Here is a 22,298-nt window from a genome sequence, read left to right on the forward strand (position 1 = left end):
TTTCAATGAAAAATCTTCAAATAGAATATTACAAACAAGTTCTTTAATATCTTTAGGCTGAGGTAATTATCTTTTTAAAATATTTTAGTAGTGGCCATAAAGCATACTCCTTATGATCTACATAACTAACAACATCCCATTTTAACTTTTCATTAATTTCACTCATAAGTTGGGGTATTACTACTTCACCATATTTTTTAAAACATTCATGAGTTCCTTCGTAATTTTAAAATAAAGTTTGATTAAAAATATCGTGTTAACCCGTATTCTATGGTAAATAAAAAGAATCCATTTTGAAAAAGATTGATCAAAATGGATTCTTATCCAGCAGGTTTATGTTTTGGTTTTATAAAAAAGTTTGATCATTTTCTATCAATGAAAACAATTAATTGACTATTTTTATTATGAAAAGGTCGGAGCAGGAAATTCATCAATTTTGATACGAAGTAAACTATAAGGTTTCTGTCGTAAGTCTTTTCCATAATGAAATCTAGGCTGTCGATGTAATTGGTTCACAATGACATACAAATATTGATCCGGACCAATTGAAAAAGTATCCGGCCACAAAATTCTCGGATCATGTGCGATAGCTTCCATTATGCCATTTGGCAATATCTTACGGATACTGTTGTTTTCATAATCTCCAGCATAAACAGCTCCCTTTGCATCGGTGATCATTCCATCAGACGCACCTTTTTCTCCCCAATACTCCACATGATAAGGTAAATTCATGTCCGGTATCGTTCTGTCTCTCAAGGCTTCTGTTGAGATCGAGAACAAATGCCGACTGGTTAGTGGAGCAAAAAATAATATCTTTCCATCGGGAGAAATCGCAAGACTATCAGACGCCAACCTAAATGGAGAAGTTGAACCGTCTTTGTTTCGATTCATTAAAATTTGACCTTCTACTTTCGGTAAAAAATAGGGATCGGGTGAAGTTGAATTTGCTCCATTTAACCGTCTAAACGCGTTTCCATTTGATAAATCTACGACGATAATAGCTCCTGGTCCTCTTGAAGAAGAATCCGTTATATAGGCATAACCTGCTTTTCCAACACGAAAATCAAAACGGACATCATTCAGATAAGTTGTAGGCAGGACAACATCTTCTGTAAAGGTATATACTTTTCTTATTGTATTGGTTTCTAAATCAACAGCGACTAATTTTGCCCCCCCTTTAATAGGTTCAGAAAAATTGGGTGCCGCTGTATCTAATATCCAAAGCGTTCCCCTTCCATCAGCAACTACACTTTGGACACTGATGAAAGTCATTGGGATATTCTCGGGGTTAACCAAATTGGTTTGTAAATTAGGATAAGGCTGCAATTTATCCTCAAAAATTTCCGCCACCGTAAATTTAACATCGTCTCCCCATTTCGGAAAGCAAATGAAAATACGACCGGTTTCTGAAACAGTAACACCTGTAGGCATAGCCCCATAAAATGCATAAACTAGTTCTAAATTACCGAAATATTTTTCACTAGGTAACATAGGTTTCATAATATCCTCCTCAAGCATTCAAACGGGATATCTCCTATATATGATTTATATTTTTTCTAGTGCATGTTTCTTAATAAGTTTTTCTATACGAAAAGATGATTGAATTGATTGTTTTCGAAATTTAATAAGTCTGTCAGAAGAAAGGAAACATTTTAATTTAAAGGTCTCCAGATGAAGTAGAATTCAATTAGCAGGTAGCGAAGTTCAACATTCCCGAATCAACGTTAAGCTGGTATAAAAATGGGGAAATTTCCCCATTTAAATTTGTGAAAAAATGTACTTAAGCTAAACTGCCCGTTAGTTTAAGTGTAACACTTCACAAACAATATTTTGAGTATTCTTATTATTCCTGTTTCCTCAACACTCTGGCCCTTTAATTGAACAATACAACTGAAATTTAAGGGGCAAAAGAAAAATCTTATATTAATACAGGGTTTTATCAATCTTTTTTATAAATTATCAAACTTTATTTCAAATCAATACCACACTTTATTCCATGTTCCATGAGTGACTAACGGGTGCTTTGAACAAGAAAATAAAGGTGAGTACATATTATACATGACTAATATGCGCTCACCTTTATTTTTTTAGGATTTTTAGCTTTTAGGTCTTGATAATAATTTTTAGTGGTTTTATTAACAATTTATATTTAGTAAAATTGCTTTTTATGAATTTAATATAAGTCCAAAGAATTTCCTGGTCAATATAATAACGTATATCAGCACACTTTTTCTTTATTTATTCTACTTACAATTCCAACTATAAATTTATATTCAATCCTCCTCTTCTTAGTTTTTTTAAACCCTTCTTTCGTATCAAAAATAAAACACGTTTTCCGAAACCAAATTCGTACATATAAAGACTCAAAATAAATAGGTTTTATAATTCCTCGTTCCTCAAATTCAGTTCCATCTTTATTTTCAGTTTCTGTTCGAACGAACCACCTATTTCCGAAGCCAATTTCAATATACTTCACATAAGTCCCCCCTTTCGGAAATTAATTTCTAACTGTTCTATTATTTCCCCGGTAAGCGCACATTCCGACAGAACATGGGCCCACAAAGAAAAAGTAGATTACAAAAATCTACTTTATAACTTATATTTTTGCATTCGTTTATAAAATGTACTACGGGGTACATCTAATAGTTTTGCAGCTAATGAAACATTTCCGTTTGTCTTTTGTAATGCTTCAATCATGCTATCACGCTGTATTTTTTCACGAAAATTCAATGTATGTTCGGTTTTATTTTCAACTTGTAACTCAAGTTGTTGTTGATTTCCCATCATTGTTTGTATCAAAAGAGCGACTTGTTTTTCGCATATTTCCCGTCCTTGCGACAAAATGTAAATGCGTTCTAATGCATTTACTAGTTCTCGAATATTTCCGGGCCATGTATGTTGTAAAAATTGATTGCAAATACTCTTCGGAAATACAACATTCCAATTCTTCTGTTCGCAAAAGTGTTGTATAAAATATGGGATATCCTCTTTTCTTTCTATTAACGATGGAACATATAACGGATAAACGTGCAAACGATAATATAAATCTTGACGGAATTTCCCTTCTTCTACTAACCGTAGTAAATCTTTATGTGTGGCAGTAATAATACGAATATTTACTGGTACCTCTTTTGAACTTCCTATTGGAGTTATTGTACGTTCTTGTAAAACACGCAATAATGCTACTTGCATCTCTGGTGGTACTTCACCAATTTCATCTAAAAATAATGTTCCTCCATTCGCTTGTTCAAATTTCCCTTTATATCCTTGACGTCGCGCACCTGTAAATGCACCTTCAGCATAACCGAACAATTCACTTTCTATTAATTCTTTAGGCAAAGAACCGCAGTTAACAGCTATAAAGGGCCCGTCTTTTCTTGGACTATTTTCATGAATCGCTCTCGCGACATATTCCTTTCCCACTCCTGTCTCACCACATACATACACACTAGCATCAGTCGGTGAAACAAGCTTAATTTCTTCTAGTGTGTGTTGAAATGCTCTGCTTGTCCCAGTAACTCCTGGAAAAGTAATTCCTTTTATAAATGTGAGAGCAGAATATGTATTCATTTGTTCGTTTTCCTTTAAATACATACATTTCCCAATCATTCTTTCATTACTATATACTGGTATCTCTAATTTAGTTTCTAATCCATGGTGCATTAACTCTTCAAGTTTCATTCTTGACCAATTATTTATTCGTTCACGAACGCTCTTACTCGCAGAAACGATAACATCACGATGATTACAAATAACTACTTGTTCATCACTATCAATGACATCTAAAAAACGATGAATTAAGTGTAATTCATTTTGATGAACTCTTATGCTACATTCACGTTCTATCGCATGTGCAATTGAAGTTACCATACCGAGCATATATGGATGCGAAAATTCAATTGGACAGGAGAAATCTAGAACACCAATTAATTTCCCGTCATCATTATGAATGGGAGCAGCCGCACAACTCCAGCTATGAGATACCACGGAGTAATGTTCAGTACCACTTATCATAATAGCTTCTTCAATTTCTAGCGCTGTTCCTATTGCGTTTGTCCCCACAGCTGCTTCCGTCCATTTTACACCTTCAATAAAATTAATATGTTTCGCTCGCTTTAACGTTTGTTTATTTCCACTTAACGATAGAACATAACCATCTGGATCGATTAATAATGCCATCATTTGTAGTTCATCAATGGTTTTTCTCATATTTTGTATTTGAGGGATTGCGATATCTAGGAAGATTTCACTCTTTTTCTTTTGATCTTGAAAAAAATTAGAAGACAAAATTTTCTGACCTTTATTCATGTGAGGATTCACATTTGCTTGTTTACATCGATGCCATGACTCTGAAATTCTTTCGTTTATACGGTTCGAATCAAGGACTCCTTCATTAATAAACTTTTTCCATGTATGTAAGTAAAACGGTGAAGCTAACATTGTATCATCTCCCTATTCATTGTTTTGGAGATCTGTAAAAACATACTTTTATTATAAAACTGAATAAAAGCGTTTTCAATAAAACTAGAAAGACGACACAAATATGTTAATAATTTGAATATCTTAATGCACTTCTTTATTCTTTTTTAGTAGCACTATATTTTGTATAATGGAAGCAAAGAAAATACATAACCAAAACCACTTTTGTGGATTACCGTTTATAAAGAAAACAATCACGGCTATTGCAAATAAAATAGTGGATGCTAAACTAAAATATAATTTTGTTTTCATTCCTATTATCCCTCACCCCTCTATTACTTTACAGTACATACTAACTCTTCATTTTTCATCTCTACTATGTACTCCTGTAAAACATATTCTTTCCCGCCATGGTTTTCATACCATTCATGTATTCTTCTAATATGCCTCTCGTCACTTCTAATTTTCGATTCTATTTCTTTATACTGTTCATAACTATCATATTCCCATATGGCAAATACTTCAGACGTACCATTCTTATTATCTTTCATCCAGCGTCCTATTAGCTTAGAACCATGCTTTAATTGATTAGGTAAGTTCGTGTTATTGAAATGATCATTAAATACTTCTATGAATTCATTTTTCACTACATAGTACTTCCTTCTGTAAAACATACTTCTTCACCTCTTTTATGAAAAGTATCAGTAAACCTTCCCATCACTACCGTATTATAATACTTTCCGTCCGATAGTCTTTTGTCATTTTTCAAAACGCCTTCTACTTCAAAACCTAATTTTTTATAAAGATGAATAGCTTTCTCGTTTGTCTCTAATACTTGTAAAGATATTTTATTTACTGCATTTTCGTCAGCCCATTTAATAGATTGTTGTAATAGGCTCTTACCCATTTTATATCCCCAAAACTCTTTTAAAATGCAAACGCCAAACTCCACTTTATGAGATAATCTCTTAAAATTTGATCCTTCACACCTTGAAAATCCAACGATTCGATTGTGCACTTCTGCAACTAAAAAGAGATTCTTCGTCTCTTCACTATCTGTTTTTATTATTTTTTGAAATCCTAGATTATCTATAAATCCCTCTCCAGCATCTCTATCCATATTTTCAGTTTCTCCATCAATCTGAACTCTAATTTTCGATAACTGGTCAGCATCTTTCTCAGCTGCAGAACGAATTGTATAAGTTAATCCATTTATATGAAACTCTTGCTCTTTTACAATCATGTCAAACTCCTTTCAAATGAATATAATGGCGCTATTACAACTTGTTTACCTTGTTTCTCAAAGTCCTGAACAGTTTCTTTACTAGCCTCTTCGTCAGTTATAATAATGTCAATTTTTTTTAGAGACTCTCCTCTTATAAAACAATCTATTCCAAGTTTATTATGCGGAACTAAACAAATATTTCTTCTAGCAATTTCACTTACTCTTTTACTAAAATAAGCAACTTCAGGTGTTGCGGTACTAATACCTTGTAATGAAATGCCTCCACCTGTAGAGAAATACAGATCAATAGAAAATCTACTTATCAATTCAGAGGCAAGTGTATCAGTAATATTCCCTGAAGGTTTTACTTTTCCGCCAATTAAATACGTATCAATATTCTTATATTCTCGTAGATAACCAGCTATTTCTATAGAATTCGTAATAACCGTAAATGATACTTCCGGTAAATATTTCAGCATCGCATTATGAACGGAAGCCCCACCAATAAAAATTGAATCACCTTCTTGTATATAAGATACCGCAACTCTTGCAATTGTGTCCTCATATATTGAGCTATCACTATAACGTTTAGTTGGTTCCGCAGCTAAGTTTCTCACTCGCGTAAGTTCAATTGCACCTCCGTGCGTTCTTTTTAATAAACCATCCTTTTCCATAATAGACAAATCTCTTCTTATAGAATCAATAGACATATCAAATCTTTCCGCAAGATCCTTTGCTATTACTCTTCCATCTGTATTAAGTAGTTCTAAAATTTTCTCTCGACGTTCTTCAGTAAACATGTTATCACCACCGTTATTGAAGGTTCAGAAACTTAAACTTTATTTTAATTATATGCATGCCTCTTCCGTTTTACAATATTTTCAATTCTTATTTATTCCGTTTTATACAGTCTTCTCCCTCTTTCTATCCTGTTAACTTGACAACCAAATAAATGTATATCTGTATATTACGCAAAGATACTTCCATTTACCTTCCTATTGATGTAAAATTATTCCTATGTTTTACTTTTTAATACAGAAAGGGATTACTATGAAATCATTAATCAAAACGACATGTACAGCATTATTATTTACTGGAATATTAACAGGATGTAATAGCAATACTACATCAAAACAAGAAAAGAGCGCTCTCGAAAAGAATGCAATGCACTATGGAGAAATAGTTAAAAATGAATACTATAGAGCGACAGTTGAGAATGCAAAGTTTGAAAAAATAGACAAAGAGCGGCGCCTTACTACTCGTGTTATGATTAATAATGTTCGAGACGATGGACAAACTATTGATCTTTCGGAAATAAAATATTTCATACAAGATGAAAAAACTGGTGAGAAATATGAAGGTGAAGCTCATCCGATAGATGACGAGCACTATAAAAATGTTCCACACGAATTCTCTTTAACTACTGACATTGTGTTTGAACTGAAAACTTCACCAAAAGATTTAAATAATATGTATTTATACATAGATAGCAAAGCTGCGCCGTTAACAAATACATATTGGAAGCTTGATAATTTAGTATCTAAATAGAAAGACCAGTCTTATACGACTGGTCTTTTTACATTTATACATTTAACACTTTCATTAACACTTATATTAATTTTCTAATAACAACTTGAATAACATCAGCTAAACCAGTGTGCCCTTTCCCTTCAACTCGCTCTTGTTCTCCATTAAAGAAATGAATTACCTTATGTTCTTCACACCAAGTAAGGATATCAATTGGATTATACAGCATATCAACATCTTTTGGTCCACCAGTACTATAGTTTATTTGTTTTTTTGAGTAAACTTCAAACATAATTAATCCACCAGGTTTTATCGTTTGTATCATTTTATCTAATATCATTTTTTTATAATCATCATGAAAATGTCCAAATACCATAATTGCCGCATCATATTCATTTTCTGGCAAACTATCAGCTAATAAATCTACTTTTTTTGTATGCACGTTTACGTTATGCTTCTCTGCCAATTTTTTTGTCTTTTCTAATCCATCTTCCGAATAATCAATAGCTGTTACTTCGTTCCCTTGTCTTGCTAGAAATACAGCATTTCTACCTTCTCCCTCCGCAAATGCTATTACTTTATTGTGATTTGCTAAACGAAATGCTTGTTCTTTAATAAATGTATTAGGTTCTTCCCCGTAAAAATATTCATCTGATTTATATCGATCATTCCAAAAATTATTCATCATCTTCTCTCCTTCTTCATATCATTTTCTAACTACAATTAAAGATATTAAAGAGCCTTTTTATCCTTAATTAATTTAAAAATAAAAGCAGATTAAAAATCCACTTTTATTTTTTTCGCAAGATCTACGATTTTTTGATTTCTTAACTCTTCTTCCATTTTCTCTTCTGCTGCGAGCATTGCCTCATTAATTAAACATCCAGGTTTGTCATGTAAACAACAGTCAAACAATGATGTTTTGCCTTCAATTGCATGTATAATATCTAAAAATGAAATATCTTCCCAATTCTTACTAAGCGAGTAACCGCCCTTTGGACCAGATGATGAGTGTATCATCCCTTCCTTCGTCAACTTAGTTAGTATTTTAGACAAGTACGTTGGTGAAACATTTTGCATTTCTGCTAATTGGTGAACACTAACTAACTTATTTGGTGTGGCCTTTGCCAGAAAAAGCATTGTATGAAGAGCATAATTTGTAGCTTTAGAATATTTCATAGTACAGCTCCTATTGTAGACTTCATGTATCTACAATAACTTTATTTTTTTATTATGTCAAACGTTTGTAATACTCCATACAACATTATTTCTTCACAAGTAATACATCTGCTGCGCAAATCGTCACTTCTCTAAATGGAGAGTCAAATAAAACACCTAGTTCAAAACCATCTTCAGTAAGAGCTATTTCATGATATAGCCACCAAGAACTGTCAAAGTTTTCCTGCATAGAACACTTTGTTACTCCTATAAAGGTTACTTCAAGTTTATCAAATTCACTAAAAGTACCACTGCAATCTAATACGATAGACAAAGTATCTTCTGATTCTCTCTTTATTACTTTAATTACACTATCGTGTAGTGATGTCTTGTGTAACTGAGCGACATTTGACGGAAGTTTTTTCTCAATGGAATTAAAATATTCTACGTATGATTGATCTAATTGTGCCATTCTTTTCTCATAATCTGTTGTCCACTCTTGCATAAGTTTTTTCAGTTCACCTGATGGGTATTTTGAATTAATTGTTATGTTTTGTATAATTGAGTATATCGATTCAGGAAGGAATTTTAATAAATCTATTTTCCTTTCCTCTATTTCTTCCTTTAAACTTTGTATATCCATTTCCGACCATTCTTTTATAGACTCTATAAAACTTACAAATTCTAAAACTTGCATTTTTTTATACCATTCTCTTGTAAAATATTTCAATGACACCTCTCCTAAAATATCTTTACATCCAGTAAAAGCAATACATCCACTTATTATATCATTCCAATAACCATTTTTTCTAAAGAAATAATGTAAAAATGTAAATATTCCGCCTATTATTTCTAAAACTTCAGAATATTTACAAAAGTATAAAATTAGAATACATTTTAGCTGTACAAGATTCACCTGTACAAAAATTCAAACAAAAAGGGATGGTTATATGTTGAAGAAATTAGTAGCAGGGACATTAGTAGCTGGTTTTGCATTAACTGGAGGACTAGGTGCAGTAAGTGCTGAGGAAAAAAGTAACACAATTAAGTCATTTGATTATTTAAAAGTGGATGAACAAAATGTTAATTCATTTGCAAAATTAAGTGATCAGGATAAGAAAGATATCCAAATTACTATGGTATTACCAGAGCAAAATGAAAATGGAGATTGGCTAGCTTATGGTTTTACTAGCCGTGAAACATTAGATGCGTATATTGCAAAGGATAAAAAAGCAATTAAAAATAATATTAATCCTTTAGGTAGCGGTGCTGGTAGTACTGATTTTTACGAACATAAAGATAAAGGTGGTCAATATATTTACTGGAGCAGCGGCTTTAAAAACTTACCATCTAGCTGGAATGACAGAATTTCTTCTGTAAGTACAGCCTCACCTTCTGCAAGTTATTCAACGACACTTTGGGAGCACACTTCAACACAAGGATATGGAAAAGGTGTTATATTTAAACACGCTGATTGGTATGGTAAAACTGCTAATTTAGCTCCTGATTGGAACGATATTACTTCAGCGATTGAAATTAAAAAATAATAAGATATTCTATTAATAAAAAATCAAACCACTATTCTCTTATTTGTTTAGAGAATAGTGGTTTATTATATTTCCATTTAAGCATGTACAGCATGTCCTACCGCTTGCATTAACGCTTCATGAATTGCTTCTGATAAAGTAGGGTGTGCTGCAATATAATCTCTCATTATATCAGCGGTAACTTCTGTATGAATCATTATGGTTCCTTGACCAATAAGTTCAGTTGCATGAGGACCGATAATAGAAATCCCTACAATTTCTTGGTATTTAGGTTCTACAATGACTTTTACTTTACCTACTTGTTCTCCTAAAATAAGAGCTTTTCCGTTCGCTGTAAAAGGAAATTCTCCGATGAGAATATCACCATATTGTTCTCTTGCACCTTTTTCACTTAACCCGACACTAGCTATTTCTGGAGCTGTGTATATACAACGGGGCACAGCGTGATAATTTACTTTCACGTCTTCTCCGCTTGCGTGTAATGCTGCTGTCGTTCCTTCATGGAAGGCAACGTGAGCAAGCTGAATTCCACCGATCACATCACCAGCTGCGTAAATATGCGATACGTTCGTTTGCATATGTTCATTCACAGCAATCCCTTTATTTGAAAACTGAACCCCTGCCTTTTCTAATCCTAATTGTTGCACTCGTGGTTTTCTTCCTACAGAAACAAGAACAAATTCTGGAGTTACTTCGTGAGTAATTCCCTCGTATTCAAATGAAGCTTGCTTCTTATAGTTGTTTAAACCTTTTAAAACTGCTCCCGTAAAAATTTTCACCCCATCTTTTTCTAATTTCTCTCTTAAAGTATTCGCGATATCTTCATCTTCACCAGGTATTAATTGCGGTGCCATTTCAACTATCGATACTTTTGTGCCAAGTCTACTATAAATGCTTGCAAACTCGCATCCTATTACACCACCACCAACGATTAACAATGAAGATGGTACACTCTCAAGAGACATGGCATGGCTACTATTTAAAATCCATTTTCCATCAAACGGAGCGAATGGTAATTCTGTAGGTTCGGAACCAGCTGCGATAATAAAGCTCTCTCCATCAACTACTTCTTCTTTATTTCCTTGTACAACTCGCATACGATGATCCGTTTCGAATTTCGCTGTTCCTTTTACAACTTTAATTTTATTTTTCTTCATTAAATATTGTATTCCTTGGACGAGTTGCATTACGATTTGTGATTTCCTCGCCTGTATTTGATCCCAATCAATTGATATACTTCCTGTATTAAGCGTAACCCCATAATCATTCGCTTTTCTCACAATGTCATGTACTTCAGCACTTTCTAACAGTGATTTCGTCGGCATACACCCAACATTTAAACATGTTCCGCCAAGGTCAGCTTCATCAATAAGAGTGACATCTTTGCCATTTTGAGCCGCGGTAATTGCTGCTACATAGCCAGCAGGTCCGCCCCCAATAACAACTAATTTACTCATTCTCTCACCTTCTCTTTATAAAAGAATTGTTATAGGTTCTTCTAAATAATGTTTAATTGTGCGTAAAAATGCAGCTGCTGGTGCACCGTCTAATACACGATGATCGAATGTTAAACTTAAAGGTAACATACTTCCTTTTCTTAATTTTTTCCCTTTAAATACAGGAACATGTTCAATTACACCTACACCTAAAATACCAGTTTCAGGTGTATTTAATACCGGTGTGAAATATTCAATACCAAAGCTACCTAAATTACTAATTGTAAATGTCGTTCCGTGCATATCATCACTACTTAAGCTACCTGCTCGTGCCTTTTGTGCCACATTCTTAATCTCTTTAGACAACTCTACTAAAGATAAATTATTTGCAAAGCGAATAGCTGGAACGACTAACCCTTTTTCTAATGCGACTGCCATGCCTAAATGCACATGTTCAAATTGATGAATTGCATCATCTATATAAGCGCTGTTCATTTCTTTATGCTCTCCAAGTGCTAATACAACAGCATGCGAGACGAAATCCGTAATAGTTAATTTATTATCGTATCTTTTTTGTACAACTTCCGCTATTTCTTTATGTAAAGCAACTAAATCTGTTACATCTACTTTCATCGTTAACGTTAATTGTGCGCTATTTTGTAAGCTTGCGTGCATACGATTTGCGATTGCTTTACGCATACCAGTAACAGGAATCGCTTTACTTTCTTCTCGTTCAGATATTTCCGGAACGTTTACTCTTACCTCAAGTGCTTTTAATACATCTGCCTTTGTAATCCTTCCGCCAGGACCTGTACCAACTAATGCCTTGATATTCAGATTTTCAGACTTTGCAATTTTCTTGGCTACAGGTGAAATTTTAATTCTTTGCTTCGATACTTCTTTCCCATTTGCTTCTTGATTTTGTACATTTTGTACTTCTATATTAGATGTTTTTTCTTCTACAACATGTGTGCTTTCCTGCATTTCTACCTTTTCATTCGGTTTACCGATGTAGCAAATTACAGTACCAGGCGGCACTCCTTCATCTTCACTTACAGCTATATCAAGTACCGTACCATCAGCTGGCGCTTCAATTTCCGTTTCAATTTTTTCTGAATTAATACTAGCAATTAGTTCTCCTTTTGCTACATTATCGCCTGCTTTAATATTCCAGCTCGTAATAATACCTTCTTTCATCGCCATACCTAACTTCGGCATTACAACTTCTACAGCCATGTCTCTCTCTCCCTTCTCATCGTTTTATTACACATGTAATAAAGATTGGTCTCCGATCATTTCTGATACAGTTTCAATTACTTTTTCTGGCGTTGGCAAATACAACTTTTCAAGTGGTGGTGAGAACGGAACAGGTGTATGTGGTGCTGTAATTCGTTTAATAGGTGCATCTAACAAATCAAAACCTTTATCCGCTACAATTGCCGCAATATCTGTTGCAATACTACATCTAGGATTCGCTTCGTCAATGACGATAAGACGATTTGTTTTTTCAACAGATGATAAAATAGTATCTTCATCAAGTGGTGATAAAGATCGTGGATCAATTACTTCTACTTCAAGCCCCTTTTTCGATAATTGCTTTGCAGCTGCAAGCGCTGTATGAACTTGCTTTCCGATTGCGACAATTGTTACATCAGAACCTTCCCGTTTAATATCTGCTTTTCCTAATGGAATTGTATAGTATCCTTCTGGCACTTCACCTTTCATATTGTAAAGTGTTTTATCCTCAAAGAAGATTACTGGATCATCATCTTCAATTGCCGCTAATAATAAGCCTTTTGCATCATACGGTGTGGAAGGAACAACAACTTTAATACCTGGTATGCTCGTAAATAATGCGTACAAACTTTGTGAATGTTGAGCTGCTGCACTAAAACCAGCGCCATGCATCGTACGTACTGTAACGGGTACTTTTGCTTTACCTCCAAACATATAACGGAATTTCGCACCTTGGTTTAATACTTGGTCAAGACAACTACCGATAAAATCATTAAACATTAACTCAGCTATCGGACGTAACCCAGTTGCAGCAGCTGCCATCGCAGCTCCCATATAACCCGCTTCAGAAATTGGTGTATCCAATATACGATTTCGGCCAAACTCTTGTACAAGTCCTTTCGTAACACCAAGAACACCACCCCAAGCTTCATCATCTTGCAGGTGATCAACTTGTGCACCGCCTGCAACATCTTCACCTATTAAAATTACATTTTCATCACGACGCATTGAGATTTTCATCGCTTCATTAATTGCAGTTGACATACTTACTGTTCTAGTCATAATTTTTCACCCTCCTCTTATTTGTAAGAAACGTATACATCTTTTAATAATTCTTCATCGTCTGGGTATGGACTATTTTCACTAAATTCAATGGATCTTTGTACTGCATCATCTACTGCTTTTTCCATATCAACAAGTTCAGATTCTGTTAATAAACCTTCATGAATTAAATGCTTACGGAAATTCACAATTGCATCTTTTTCGTTTAAATGTTCTTCTTTTTCTTCTGATGCTTTATATGTTTGCGCTTCACCTTCGAAATGACCATAATTACGATATGTCATACATTCAATAATTGTTGGACCATCACCATTACGCGCACGTTCAACTGCTTCTGCAGCAGCTTTATATACAGCTAGAAGATCTTTTCCATCTACTTGAACACCTGGAATATTATAAGCTTTTGCGCGATCAGCGATAGAATCACAACTTGAAGCATATTCAAATGTAGTTGCTTCACCGTAACCGTTATTTTCTGCAATAAAAATAACTGGTAACTTCCAAATCGCCGCTAAATTAACCCCTTCATGGAATGTTCCTTCATTATTTGCTCCGTCACCGAAGAAGCAAACACTTACATCTTTTGTTCCTTTATATTTAGCTGTTAATGCTGAACCGCAAGCAAGTGGGAAACCCCCGCCTACAATGCCATTCGCACCAAGCATTCCTTTATCCAAATCGGCAATATGCATGGAACCGCCTTTACCTTTACATAATCCTGTCGCTTTCCCGAAAAGTTCAGCCATCATACCATTTAAATCACAACCTTTTGCGATACAATGTCCATGACCTCTATGTGTACTTGTAATACTGTCACTATCCGTTAAGTGGGCACATACACCAACTGCTACCGCTTCTTCACCTGCGTATAAATGAACGAAACCTGGCAAAACGCCTTGCGCGAACAATTCATGCACCTTATCTTCAAACTTACGAATTTCTAACATTTTTTCGTACATCCAATGAGCTTGTTCTTTCGTAATTTCATTCCCTTTACTTTCAGTTGTTTTTAACATGTCCAGCCCTCCTATTTTCTTGTTCGTCTTTTATATTGCAAGTATTGTGCCAATTTCGAATCCTTGTTTTAATAGGTTTTCTCTATCTTTTAACAATAAAAAAGTGGACAAAATGAGACGTTTGTCTCGTTTTGTCCACCTTTGTTCCCTTAATAAGAGAGTTGTTACTTTATTCATTATCAAAGCTCTTCTGTAATTTTCGGATGTAAATAATTTGACCAATATGATATGCATTATGAGTTGTTACATTCGCTAGCACTTCCCACCACTTTGCAGAAACAGGAAATCCCACTACATCACTTTCAACCTTTTCTTCATTTATGAGATTTTGCCATTGTAACAGTTTTTCTAGTAGTTTTTCCCGTAATTCATCGAAAGTTTGATTATCTGAGAGCATAAAACTTTTGTTATTATCTCCTATAGCGGGTACTGCATTCACATTTGATTCTTTATACCTAGTTTGCCACGTAGAGTTCCAATACAGTAAATGTTGTACGATTTCAGCTATACTATTACTCTCTTCATTCGGTTTCCAGAAAGCTTCCCTCTCAGATAAATCCTTAACTGCATCTGAAAATGGCATATACCAACTGGGATCATTTGCATTCGCTAATAGCTGATCTGCTAATACATCTTTTACATGGACCATTTTTCTTCCCTCATTTCATTATCATATTAATATACACTACTCTATATACGCTGATTCCCTATGATCCCCTTTTTTTACATACAAATTGATTTCATACTAAATGTAAGAATAATAGATTTTCTTATCATAACTCGTTATGATAAAAGAAAAAGAAAGCTGGCGGAAAATGAATAAAAAAATCGCAATAATTACAGGAGCCTCAAGTGGATTTGGACTATTAACTACACTCGAACTCGCAAAAAAAGATTATTTAGTTATCGCTACAATGCGAAACCTAGAAAAACAAGGAACCTTACTATCCCAAGTTACTCAACTTAACTTACAGCACAATATAAAAGTTCAACAATTAGATGTAACAGATCAAAATTCTATACATAATTTCCAATTGTTTTTAAAAGAAATTAATAGAATAGATCTCCTTATAAATAACGCAGGATATGCAAATGGGGGCTTTGTAGAAGAAATCCCAGTAGACGAATATCGAAAGCAATTTGAAACGAACCTTTTTGGAGCTATATCAATTAGCCAGCTTGTTTTACCATATATGAGAAAACAAAGAAGTGGAAAAATCATTAATATAAGCAGCATTAGCGGCCAAGTTGGATTCCCTGGTTTATCTCCTTATGTATCTTCAAAATATGCATTAGAAGGCTGGAGTGAATCGCTTCGCTTAGAATTAAAACCTTTCGGAATAGATGTCGCTTTAATTGAACCTGGTTCTTACAATACAAATATATGGGAGGTTGGTAAACAACTAGCTGAAAACCAATCTGATACAACATCTCCTTACAAAGAATATATGGATAAAATACAAAAACATATTAATAGCGGTAGTGATACATTTGGTAATCCGATAGATGTTGCTAATAAAATCGTTGAAATTGCTGAAACAAAGCGTACTACTTTACGATATCCTATTGGAAAAGGTGTAAAATTTATGATCTTTACGAAGAAGATTCTTCCTTGGAGATTGTGGGAACACCTTGTTTTGAGAAGCTTTAAGAAGATGTAATAAACTTTTTGAAAACTATTTTGAAAGAGGTGCTAATTAAATGTTAGGTTTACCGTATGGGAAAGTGTTTTTAGTGCCGTGGACTGAAGAATGGGAAATTGAGTTTATGAAAGAGAAACAAATCATTGAGGAACAAATTGGCGAACATATTTTAGCGATACACCATATTGGTAGTACTTCTATTCCATATTTAAGTGCAAAGCCAATTATTGATATAGCAATTGAATTAGAAAATTATACGGACGGTATACATTTTATTAAAAAGTTAGAACTACTAAACTATAAATATAGAAAAGAAGTATTACCCGAAAGATACTATTTTAATAAAAGTGAACCAAGAACTCATCAAATTCATATATACGAACAAGGGAATACATATTTAATAGAACAATTACAATTTCGTGATTACTTAAAAGACAATAAAACTGCACGCATGCAGTATGAACAGTTAAAAATTCAACTTTCACAAGCTAATCCTACTGATAAACATAAGTATGCAGAGGATAAAACTAATTTCATTACATCTATATTAACTAAAATAAATGCTTAAATAAACAAGAAACCATTTAGTAGTAAATGGTTTCTTGCTTATTAGTTATTTCATTATTTGTACTATCAAATTTTTATTATACAGCAGGTGGAAAGAAGTAAAATAGTATCGAAGTCATAAAAATAAACGTGAATACCCCAATTACCGAAAATATATATTCTTTCGATTCTTTATCATACTTCCATTCCATCAATGCTCTTAAGATTAACGTCCCACCTAAATAAGTAAAAATGACATAAGCGATATTAACACTTTCAAATTTAAAGATAAATATAAAGCTAGTTATTAAATAAATAAAAAGTAGTCCTATTTCCAATTTTTTATGTAAACTATTTACATGTTTCTTATATCCCCAAAAACCACCCTTGGGCATATTCAATTTTTTTCTTAAAAACTTATCGAGAAAGTAGACAGCTATACAAAAAACAATAGTTATAATCCCAAAAGTAGAAGCTCCCATTTTCACCCCTCCTATTATTTCATTTAATTACTTGAAATAAATTGGACTATATTACGGTTATCCCCTTCTAAATAACTTATGATGCCTTCAGGATATGTCGGCTTCTCCTGTAATTCCTCTAGACTTTTCCAAATTAATATAATATCCTCATGCTCTTTATGCCTTATTTCATTTGTAATGATTTTTTCAACAGTCCCCCAATGTATCAATGTACAATGATGACCATTTTCGTTGCCCCACTCAAAAATATGTTCATTTACAATTGCTAACTCTTGAACATCAACTTTCAAATCGTATTCTTCTATTAACTCTCGAATTATTGCTTCTTTTGACGTTTCACCAAATTCAATAGAGCCACCTGGAAAACGATAAAATGATTCATTCTCATCACATTGTACTAGTACTTTTGAATGTTCGTCGTTTACAATCATTACTTCAGCCCGTAAACGTGGTCTTATCATTTTCTCACCCTTTATTTGTATGACCATTCATCACCAATACGTATTATAGAATACATTCAAAATAAAACCTGTAATTATTAGTAACGGAACAATTCCAAACGAAATAATATATTCTTTTGCTTTCCTATCATATTTCCACTGCATATATCCTTGAAAAATGTACAACGTCATAAAAAAGAAAATTGGTATATAAGTCATGTATATTGGATTCAAAATTGAACCTATCATCATAAGTACTACATAAGAAATAATGATAATCCATTGCCCCCATTTATGTGATTGGCTGACATATTTACTATTCCATCCAGTTTGTCTCGGTATATTTAACTTCTTCCTCACAATTTTTTCTAAAAAGAATAAAATTATAATCCATAACAATAAGACAATTAGTTTCAAAAGAAACAGAAAGGCCTCCTCCTTTACCTTTTCTCCGGCTGATCACTCGGATACGTAGCACTCTCTTTATTTTCAACGTCCCAACTAATTATAGTCGCACTATCGCGTCCGAATTGATGATGAACGTGCTCTAATACATGATGAACACTTTCTTCAAGTTTTTTATTATTTCTATTCATATTATTATACAGATCTACTGGCGTTTCATATCGGCGTTCCCCGCATTCTAATACTCCATCTGTCACCATTACAATTCGGTTCTTTCCAGTACGTAATTCACGAATACCTGATGAATAACAAGGAACAGGTAAATCAAATGTGTTTACATTTCCAATCCATTCGTAAAAATGACGTTGATTTAATGCATATTGTCCTAACTTATGTAACTCTTCATGAAATACATACACTAAACAATCACCAATAGAAAGCCACCATATATAATTTTCTTTTCTTACACATAGTAAGCAAGCTGTTTCACCTTGTATTCTTTTGCACTTTTCCTTAAATGAAGATGACTGAAAAATTGTCAGTATATGATTTTCAATAGATTGAAACATTGTATTAATTGGTTCATTCAAAATTACTTTTATATTTTCATATTCTTTTTCGATTGTATTTACTACTAAATCAACACTTTCTGCACTATTATGTCCATCTAATATAGCTGCAAATTCCCATTCACCATTTGACCAAACTAATACACCATCTTCATTCTTTTTCGCTCCAGCACTTATATTCCCGCCATATTTACCAAGTACAATATCACCATATTGCTTAACTGAAATTTCTCCTAAACACATTTCTATATTTCCAACCCATGAATATTGTGTATTATTTGTTGTATGCATACTCATTTACCATATACTTACGTATTCTTTCGCATAGTTTTTTTATTTTCTCTTCATCACCATATGGTGCACCAGTCCATTTCGCTACTTCGGTTGGTGACCAAAATTCTTTTGGTGTATTTGGATAACGTGGAATAATGTGCATATGCATATGTGGTACACCATTTCCTGAAACAAAAGTGTAAATATGCTCTGCACCTTCGCTTTCTTTTAGCGCTTTACTTACTCTACTTGTTATAAGTCCGAACGCTTTCGCTTCTTCATCTGTTAGTTCAGCAAGGCCAGGTACATGTCTTTTTATATCTATCATTACATAACCTAGGTATGTTTCTTCACTATCCCAGTAGACATGTCCAACGTAAACGAGTTCATCTTCGTAAATAGCTCCACCTGGAACTATAATATTTCCTTTATGTTTTTCGCAAATGAAGCAGTTTTGTTCTACTTGATTGTTTGTTGACATATCCATCACCATCCTTTTCATATATAATATCACAAAAAAAGGAAAAATAAGTTTCGTATTCCGAATTTTCATTCTCTTTATACAGCAATTTTTGAAATGAATTTACACCTCATTATTTCTTCAAAAACGCAATCCCAATTATAATCCCAATCACAATTCCGATTACTAAATTATTTGTAAAGTGCCCTTGAAATACACCGATTACAACCCCTATACCGACACCTATTGCCAAAGCATCATTTCTTTTTTTATTTTTAGCCAAAATTGCATCTCCTCCCATCATTTCTCCCTAAACAACATGCATTCACTTAAATGTATTAATATACGCACTATCTCGCTTGAATCTTTTCAAAAAATGCACTTTAACTTCATATATAATATTTTCCATTTTCTGTACATACTCCTTTTATAATGAAAAAATTTCAAGTAACCATTAAATATATATAGGCATTTACTATAAGAAAGATCCGTAATTTATTGAAGGAGGAACGATTCAAATGCATCCTCATTGGAATCCAAATATAAATCAACAGTATGTTTATTCCCCCATCCTGTAAGGAATACATTGCATCATGATTCACAATATATGATGCAGCGCATCGCAAGTCTTGAAAGTCAGTTAGCTAAATTAATCTCATTAATTGAAGAAAATAATCAATTAATTAAATCCATGGAACAACAGCAAAACCAAGTTTGTGCACCAGCTGGAGGTTCTGTTATCGTTCGTATGTAAACTGGATGCAATAAAAAACACACTTTGTAGTATAAAAGTGTGTTTTTTGGTCATTATTTTCTTTTCATATGGAACCCTTGTGTAATTCGGTCTAATATAATTGCGATTACTACGATAGCTAATCCAGCTTCAAATCCCATTCCGATATTAACTTGTGTTACCGAGCGATATACATCAACTCCAAGTCCAGGAGCTCCTACAAGTGACGCTGTTACAACCATTGATAACGAAAGCATAATACTTTGGTTCACACCAGCCATAATCGTTCCGGTTGCAAGTGGTAATTGTACTTTAAATAGTTTTTGTGATGCAGTGGATCCAAATGCATTCGCTGCTTCAATTAAATCTTCTGGAACTTGTCTAATTCCTAAGTCAGTAAAACGAATTGTCGGTGGCATTGCAAAGATTACTGATGCAATAATTCCAGGTACTACACCTACTCCGAAAAATGTGATCGCTGGAATAAGGTATACGAATGCAGGCATTGTTTGCATAAAATCTAATGTTGGTTTTAAAAATTTTGAGAAACGTTCATTTTGAGATGCTAATATACCAATTGGAATTCCGACAATAATTGAAATAATAACTGACGTAAGTACGAGTGCTAATGTTTGCATCGTTTGTGCCCAGTAGTTAATATTCAAAATAAATAATAATCCAATAAGCGTAAAAATGACTAAAGATAGTTTTCTCGTTGTGTACCAAATGAGGAAACATAAGATAATAATCATCAATATGGCAGGAATTATTATTAAAAAATTAGTGAGTAAATCAACGAATCCACCAATAATATAAGAGAATCCTCGGAATAAGCCTTCAAAGTGCTCATATAAACTTACAACAAATGAGTCGACCCATTCCCCTAACGGAATACGCGGTATACTATTCATCGTCTTTCACCTCTTCCTCAATGTTTCCTGCAAGAGCTTGAATGACACTTTCACGTTTAATAATTCCTCTTAGCCTTTTCTTCTCATCGATTACTGGTAACGGATATTTCATCTCCGCCATTTTTGCATACGTCTCTTCCAGTAAAGTATCTAAATACACATGCGGAATATCATTAAGTAATAAATCAGCAATCGGCCACTGTTTTTGTACTGCCTTACTCGCATCATCCGCAGTTAATATACCTAAAAACTCATACTTTTTGTTTACAACATATACAGTTGAAACACCAGCATTCCTCATAATTTGAAGGGCTACACGAGGTCCACGATCAATTAATAAAGTTTCTGGTCGTTTTAAAATAGACTCCGCCGTAATTACTTTTCCTAAATTCACGTCCGCAACAAACTTTTCTACAAATTCATTAGCGGGGCTCATCATAATTTCTTCTGGCGTTCCAATTTGAACGATTTCTCCATCTTTCATTAATGCGATACGATCTCCAATTCGAAGCGCTTCATCTAAATCATGCGTAATAAATATAATCGTTTTTTCCATTTTATCTTGCAACTCTAACAATTCATCTTGCATTTCTTTTCGAATAAGTGGATCTAATGCACTGAATGACTCGTCCATTAGTAATACATCTGGATTATTCGTTAGCGCCCTTGCGATTCCAACGCGCTGCTGCATACCGCCACTAAGTTGACTTGGATAATTATCTTTATGATGATCGAGTCCTACTAACTGTAGCGATTCTAACGCTTTTTTCTCTCGCTCTTCAACCGGAACTCCTTGTATTTCTAACCCATATGCAACATTTTGTATAACTGTACGATGCGGAAATAGAGCGAATTTCTGAAATACCATACTCATTTTCGTTCTTCTTACTCTTCGTAACTCTTCTTTTCCCATCGTTGCGATGTCTTCACCATCTATGTATATATGACCTGCAGTTGGTTTAATCAATTGATTTAACATACGAACTAGCGTAGATTTCCCGCTACCAGACAAACCCATAATAACGAAAATTTCTCCAGAGTATACTTCAAACGTTGCTTTTTTCACCCCAACGTTCATTCCTGTCTCTTTTAAAATTTCCGATTTACTTTTTCCTTCTTTTAATAAGGAAAGGGCTCTTTGCGGATGTTTCCCGAATACTTTTGTTACGTTTTCAACACGCACCTTTGTATTATCCATGTCACTACTCCT

26 protein-coding genes and 1 pseudogene are annotated in these 22,298 nt (G+C 33.7%); 5 read left to right on the forward strand and 22 right to left on the reverse strand.

Annotated elements, in window-relative coordinates; translation table 11 throughout:
- Positions 1-402: 402 nt before the first annotated feature.
- The 6 genes from AC1Q8M_RS10040 to AC1Q8M_RS10065 all read right to left on the reverse strand — a co-directional run bounded on the left by AC1Q8M_RS10040 (position 403) and on the right by AC1Q8M_RS10065 (position 6,444).
- Positions 403-1,500, reverse strand: coding sequence for an L-dopachrome tautomerase-related protein (locus AC1Q8M_RS10040; RefSeq protein WP_033657518.1), 1,098 nt, complete (start codon positions 1,498-1,500; stop codon positions 403-405).
- Positions 1,501-2,218: 718 nt separating this feature from the next.
- Complete coding sequence (locus tag AC1Q8M_RS10045; RefSeq protein ID WP_000873825.1) at positions 2,219-2,476, reverse strand: DUF3977 family protein; 258 nt, start codon at positions 2,474-2,476, stop codon at positions 2,219-2,221.
- Positions 2,477-2,589: 113 nt separating this feature from the next.
- Positions 2,590-4,440 carry a sigma-54-dependent Fis family transcriptional regulator gene (locus AC1Q8M_RS10050; RefSeq protein WP_000881394.1) on the reverse strand — a complete coding sequence of 617 codons (1,851 nt, stop codon included), beginning with the start codon at positions 4,438-4,440 and terminating at the stop codon, positions 2,590-2,592.
- 314 nt (positions 4,441-4,754) lie between these two features.
- Positions 4,755-5,093, reverse strand: a complete 339-nt coding sequence (locus AC1Q8M_RS10055; RefSeq protein WP_000499988.1) for an NIPSNAP family protein — start codon at positions 5,091-5,093, stop codon at positions 4,755-4,757.
- Complete coding sequence (locus AC1Q8M_RS10060; protein WP_000635672.1) at positions 5,066-5,662, reverse strand: GNAT family N-acetyltransferase; 597 nt, start codon at positions 5,660-5,662, stop codon at positions 5,066-5,068. The genes AC1Q8M_RS10055 and AC1Q8M_RS10060 overlap by 28 nt, the downstream gene beginning before the upstream one ends.
- Positions 5,659-6,444: a DeoR/GlpR family DNA-binding transcription regulator gene (locus AC1Q8M_RS10065; RefSeq protein ID WP_000493642.1), complete on the reverse strand. Its 786-nt coding sequence runs from the start codon at positions 6,442-6,444 to the stop codon at positions 5,659-5,661. The genes AC1Q8M_RS10060 and AC1Q8M_RS10065 overlap by 4 nt, the downstream gene beginning before the upstream one ends.
- 250 nt (positions 6,445-6,694) lie before the next feature.
- Between AC1Q8M_RS10065 and AC1Q8M_RS10070 the strand changes: the two genes are divergently transcribed.
- The gene (locus AC1Q8M_RS10070; protein ID WP_000838465.1) at positions 6,695-7,192 is read left to right on the forward strand and encodes a hypothetical protein; all 498 of its coding nucleotides are present in this window, start codon (positions 6,695-6,697) and stop codon (positions 7,190-7,192) included.
- Between the two features lie 61 nt (positions 7,193-7,253).
- Here AC1Q8M_RS10070 and AC1Q8M_RS10075 read toward each other — a convergent pair whose 3' ends face one another.
- From AC1Q8M_RS10075 to AC1Q8M_RS10085, 3 genes are all read right to left on the reverse strand, one after another.
- Positions 7,254-7,859 carry a class I SAM-dependent methyltransferase gene (locus AC1Q8M_RS10075; RefSeq protein ID WP_139213298.1) on the reverse strand — a complete coding sequence of 202 codons (606 nt, stop codon included), beginning with the start codon at positions 7,857-7,859 and terminating at the stop codon, positions 7,254-7,256.
- Between the two features lie 89 nt (positions 7,860-7,948).
- A complete protein-coding gene (locus AC1Q8M_RS10080; RefSeq protein WP_000877649.1) occupies positions 7,949-8,350 on the reverse strand; it encodes an Rrf2 family transcriptional regulator in 402 nt (133 codons plus the stop codon).
- An 85-nt stretch (positions 8,351-8,435) separates the two neighbouring features.
- Positions 8,436-9,059 carry a DUF4085 domain-containing protein gene (locus tag AC1Q8M_RS10085; RefSeq protein ID WP_141549485.1) on the reverse strand — a complete coding sequence of 208 codons (624 nt, stop codon included), beginning with the start codon at positions 9,057-9,059 and terminating at the stop codon, positions 8,436-8,438.
- A gap of 220 nt (positions 9,060-9,279) precedes the next feature.
- On the opposite strand from AC1Q8M_RS10085, the gene AC1Q8M_RS10090 reads away from it, so the two are divergent.
- On the forward strand, positions 9,280-9,876 hold the full coding sequence (locus AC1Q8M_RS10090) for a hypothetical protein (RefSeq protein ID WP_000914433.1): 597 nt from the start codon (positions 9,280-9,282) through the stop codon (positions 9,874-9,876).
- Between the two features lie 77 nt (positions 9,877-9,953).
- Here the strand turns inward: AC1Q8M_RS10090 and lpdA are convergent, their stop codons facing one another.
- From lpdA to AC1Q8M_RS10115, 5 genes are all read right to left on the reverse strand, one after another.
- The gene (gene lpdA / locus AC1Q8M_RS10095; RefSeq protein WP_072938713.1) at positions 9,954-11,333 is read right to left on the reverse strand and encodes a dihydrolipoyl dehydrogenase; all 1,380 of its coding nucleotides are present in this window, start codon (positions 11,331-11,333) and stop codon (positions 9,954-9,956) included.
- Positions 11,334-11,348: 15 nt separating this feature from the next.
- A complete protein-coding gene (locus AC1Q8M_RS10100; RefSeq protein ID WP_098855351.1) occupies positions 11,349-12,548 on the reverse strand; it encodes a dihydrolipoamide acetyltransferase family protein in 1,200 nt (399 codons plus the stop codon).
- Positions 12,549-12,575: 27 nt separating this feature from the next.
- Positions 12,576-13,610, reverse strand: coding sequence for an acetoin:2,6-dichlorophenolindophenol oxidoreductase subunit beta (gene acoB, locus AC1Q8M_RS10105; protein WP_000198898.1), 1,035 nt, complete (start codon positions 13,608-13,610; stop codon positions 12,576-12,578).
- Between the two features lie 17 nt (positions 13,611-13,627).
- Positions 13,628-14,626: an acetoin:2,6-dichlorophenolindophenol oxidoreductase subunit alpha gene (gene acoA / locus AC1Q8M_RS10110; RefSeq protein ID WP_097923872.1), complete on the reverse strand. Its 999-nt coding sequence runs from the start codon at positions 14,624-14,626 to the stop codon at positions 13,628-13,630.
- Between the two features lie 169 nt (positions 14,627-14,795).
- Positions 14,796-15,275: a DinB family protein gene (locus AC1Q8M_RS10115; RefSeq protein ID WP_000233794.1), complete on the reverse strand. Its 480-nt coding sequence runs from the start codon at positions 15,273-15,275 to the stop codon at positions 14,796-14,798.
- Between the two features lie 166 nt (positions 15,276-15,441).
- Between AC1Q8M_RS10115 and AC1Q8M_RS10120 the strand changes: the two genes are divergently transcribed.
- Both AC1Q8M_RS10120 and AC1Q8M_RS10125 read left to right on the forward strand, forming a co-directional pair.
- Positions 15,442-16,287, forward strand: a complete 846-nt coding sequence (locus AC1Q8M_RS10120) for an oxidoreductase (protein ID WP_218008311.1) — start codon at positions 15,442-15,444, stop codon at positions 16,285-16,287.
- Between the two features lie 40 nt (positions 16,288-16,327).
- Complete coding sequence (locus tag AC1Q8M_RS10125; RefSeq protein ID WP_000901209.1) at positions 16,328-16,837, forward strand: GrpB family protein; 510 nt, start codon at positions 16,328-16,330, stop codon at positions 16,835-16,837.
- A gap of 76 nt (positions 16,838-16,913) precedes the next feature.
- Here the strand turns inward: AC1Q8M_RS10125 and AC1Q8M_RS10130 are convergent, their stop codons facing one another.
- From AC1Q8M_RS10130 to AC1Q8M_RS10155, 6 genes are all read right to left on the reverse strand, one after another.
- Entirely contained in the window at positions 16,914-17,297 is a 384-nt protein-coding gene (locus AC1Q8M_RS10130) for a DUF4181 domain-containing protein (protein ID WP_000501282.1), read from the reverse strand.
- Between the two features lie 23 nt (positions 17,298-17,320).
- Positions 17,321-17,758 carry an NUDIX domain-containing protein gene (locus AC1Q8M_RS10135; RefSeq protein ID WP_000620919.1) on the reverse strand — a complete coding sequence of 146 codons (438 nt, stop codon included), beginning with the start codon at positions 17,756-17,758 and terminating at the stop codon, positions 17,321-17,323.
- A 30-nt stretch (positions 17,759-17,788) separates the two neighbouring features.
- The gene (locus AC1Q8M_RS10140; RefSeq protein WP_000767735.1) at positions 17,789-18,154 is read right to left on the reverse strand and encodes a DUF4181 domain-containing protein; all 366 of its coding nucleotides are present in this window, start codon (positions 18,152-18,154) and stop codon (positions 17,789-17,791) included.
- 23 nt (positions 18,155-18,177) lie between these two features.
- On the reverse strand, positions 18,178-19,002 hold the full coding sequence (locus AC1Q8M_RS10145; RefSeq protein WP_141549484.1) for a PP2C family serine/threonine-protein phosphatase: 825 nt from the start codon (positions 19,000-19,002) through the stop codon (positions 18,178-18,180).
- Positions 18,986-19,486 (reverse strand): HIT family protein, encoded by a 501-nt coding sequence (locus AC1Q8M_RS10150; RefSeq protein ID WP_025118383.1) that lies wholly within the window; start codon positions 19,484-19,486, stop codon positions 18,986-18,988. The genes AC1Q8M_RS10145 and AC1Q8M_RS10150 overlap by 17 nt, the downstream gene beginning before the upstream one ends.
- 91 nt (positions 19,487-19,577) lie before the next feature.
- Positions 19,578-19,745 carry a glycine zipper domain-containing protein gene (locus AC1Q8M_RS10155; protein WP_000508401.1) on the reverse strand — a complete coding sequence of 56 codons (168 nt, stop codon included), beginning with the start codon at positions 19,743-19,745 and terminating at the stop codon, positions 19,578-19,580.
- Between the two features lie 217 nt (positions 19,746-19,962).
- Here AC1Q8M_RS10155 and AC1Q8M_RS10160 point away from each other — a divergent pair.
- A pseudogene (locus AC1Q8M_RS10160) lies at positions 19,963-20,198 on the forward strand (hypothetical protein).
- Between the two features lie 53 nt (positions 20,199-20,251).
- Here AC1Q8M_RS10160 and AC1Q8M_RS10165 read toward each other — a convergent pair.
- Positions 20,252-21,088, reverse strand: a complete 837-nt coding sequence (locus AC1Q8M_RS10165; protein WP_016512689.1) for an ABC transporter permease — start codon at positions 21,086-21,088, stop codon at positions 20,252-20,254.
- On the reverse strand, positions 21,081-22,286 hold the full coding sequence (locus AC1Q8M_RS10170; protein ID WP_000370606.1) for a quaternary amine ABC transporter ATP-binding protein: 1,206 nt from the start codon (positions 22,284-22,286) through the stop codon (positions 21,081-21,083). Before AC1Q8M_RS10170 ends, AC1Q8M_RS10165 begins: the two co-directional genes overlap by 8 nt.
- Between the last annotated feature and the right edge of the window lie 12 nt (positions 22,287-22,298).

It is taken from the genome of Bacillus sp. GW823-FHT06A10, from assembly GCF_058795375.1.

Coding starts and splice junctions, on each gene's coding strand:
- AC1Q8M_RS10040 (WP_033657518.1), bottom strand. CDS start 1,500: ATGAAACCTATGTTACCTAGTGAAAAATATTTCGGTAATTTAGAACTA.
- AC1Q8M_RS10050 (WP_000881394.1), bottom strand. CDS start 4,440: ATGTTAGCTTCACCGTTTTACTTACATACATGGAAAAAGTTTATTAAT.
- AC1Q8M_RS10055 (WP_000499988.1), bottom strand. CDS start 5,093: ATGTTTTACAGAAGGAAGTACTATGTAGTGAAAAATGAATTCATAGAA.
- AC1Q8M_RS10060 (WP_000635672.1), bottom strand. CDS start 5,662: ATGATTGTAAAAGAGCAAGAGTTTCATATAAATGGATTAACTTATACA.
- AC1Q8M_RS10065 (WP_000493642.1), bottom strand. CDS start 6,444: ATGTTTACTGAAGAACGTCGAGAGAAAATTTTAGAACTACTTAATACA.
- AC1Q8M_RS10070 (WP_000838465.1), top strand. CDS start 6,695: ATGAAATCATTAATCAAAACGACATGTACAGCATTATTATTTACTGGA.
- AC1Q8M_RS10075 (WP_139213298.1), bottom strand. CDS start 7,859: ATGATGAATAATTTTTGGAATGATCGATATAAATCAGATGAATATTTT.
- AC1Q8M_RS10080 (WP_000877649.1), bottom strand. CDS start 8,350: ATGAAATATTCTAAAGCTACAAATTATGCTCTTCATACAATGCTTTTT.
- AC1Q8M_RS10090 (WP_000914433.1), top strand. CDS start 9,280: ATGTTGAAGAAATTAGTAGCAGGGACATTAGTAGCTGGTTTTGCATTA.
- lpdA (WP_072938713.1), bottom strand. CDS start 11,333: ATGAGTAAATTAGTTGTTATTGGGGGCGGACCTGCTGGCTATGTAGCA.
- AC1Q8M_RS10100 (WP_098855351.1), bottom strand. CDS start 12,548: ATGGCTGTAGAAGTTGTAATGCCGAAGTTAGGTATGGCGATGAAAGAA.
- acoB (WP_000198898.1), bottom strand. CDS start 13,610: ATGACTAGAACAGTAAGTATGTCAACTGCAATTAATGAAGCGATGAAA.
- acoA (WP_097923872.1), bottom strand. CDS start 14,626: ATGTTAAAAACAACTGAAAGTAAAGGGAATGAAATTACGAAAGAACAA.
- AC1Q8M_RS10115 (WP_000233794.1), bottom strand. CDS start 15,275: ATGGTCCATGTAAAAGATGTATTAGCAGATCAGCTATTAGCGAATGCA.
- AC1Q8M_RS10120 (WP_218008311.1), top strand. CDS start 15,442: ATGAATAAAAAAATCGCAATAATTACAGGAGCCTCAAGTGGATTTGGA.
- AC1Q8M_RS10125 (WP_000901209.1), top strand. CDS start 16,328: ATGTTAGGTTTACCGTATGGGAAAGTGTTTTTAGTGCCGTGGACTGAA.
- AC1Q8M_RS10130 (WP_000501282.1), bottom strand. CDS start 17,297: ATGGGAGCTTCTACTTTTGGGATTATAACTATTGTTTTTTGTATAGCT.
- AC1Q8M_RS10135 (WP_000620919.1), bottom strand. CDS start 17,758: ATGATAAGACCACGTTTACGGGCTGAAGTAATGATTGTAAACGACGAA.
- AC1Q8M_RS10145 (WP_141549484.1), bottom strand. CDS start 19,002: ATGCATACAACAAATAATACACAATATTCATGGGTTGGAAATATAGAA.
- AC1Q8M_RS10150 (WP_025118383.1), bottom strand. CDS start 19,486: ATGAAAAGGATGGTGATGGATATGTCAACAAACAATCAAGTAGAACAA.
- AC1Q8M_RS10155 (WP_000508401.1), bottom strand. CDS start 19,745: ATGGGAGGAGATGCAATTTTGGCTAAAAATAAAAAAAGAAATGATGCT.
- AC1Q8M_RS10165 (WP_016512689.1), bottom strand. CDS start 21,088: ATGAATAGTATACCGCGTATTCCGTTAGGGGAATGGGTCGACTCATTT.
- AC1Q8M_RS10170 (WP_000370606.1), bottom strand. CDS start 22,286: ATGGATAATACAAAGGTGCGTGTTGAAAACGTAACAAAAGTATTCGGG.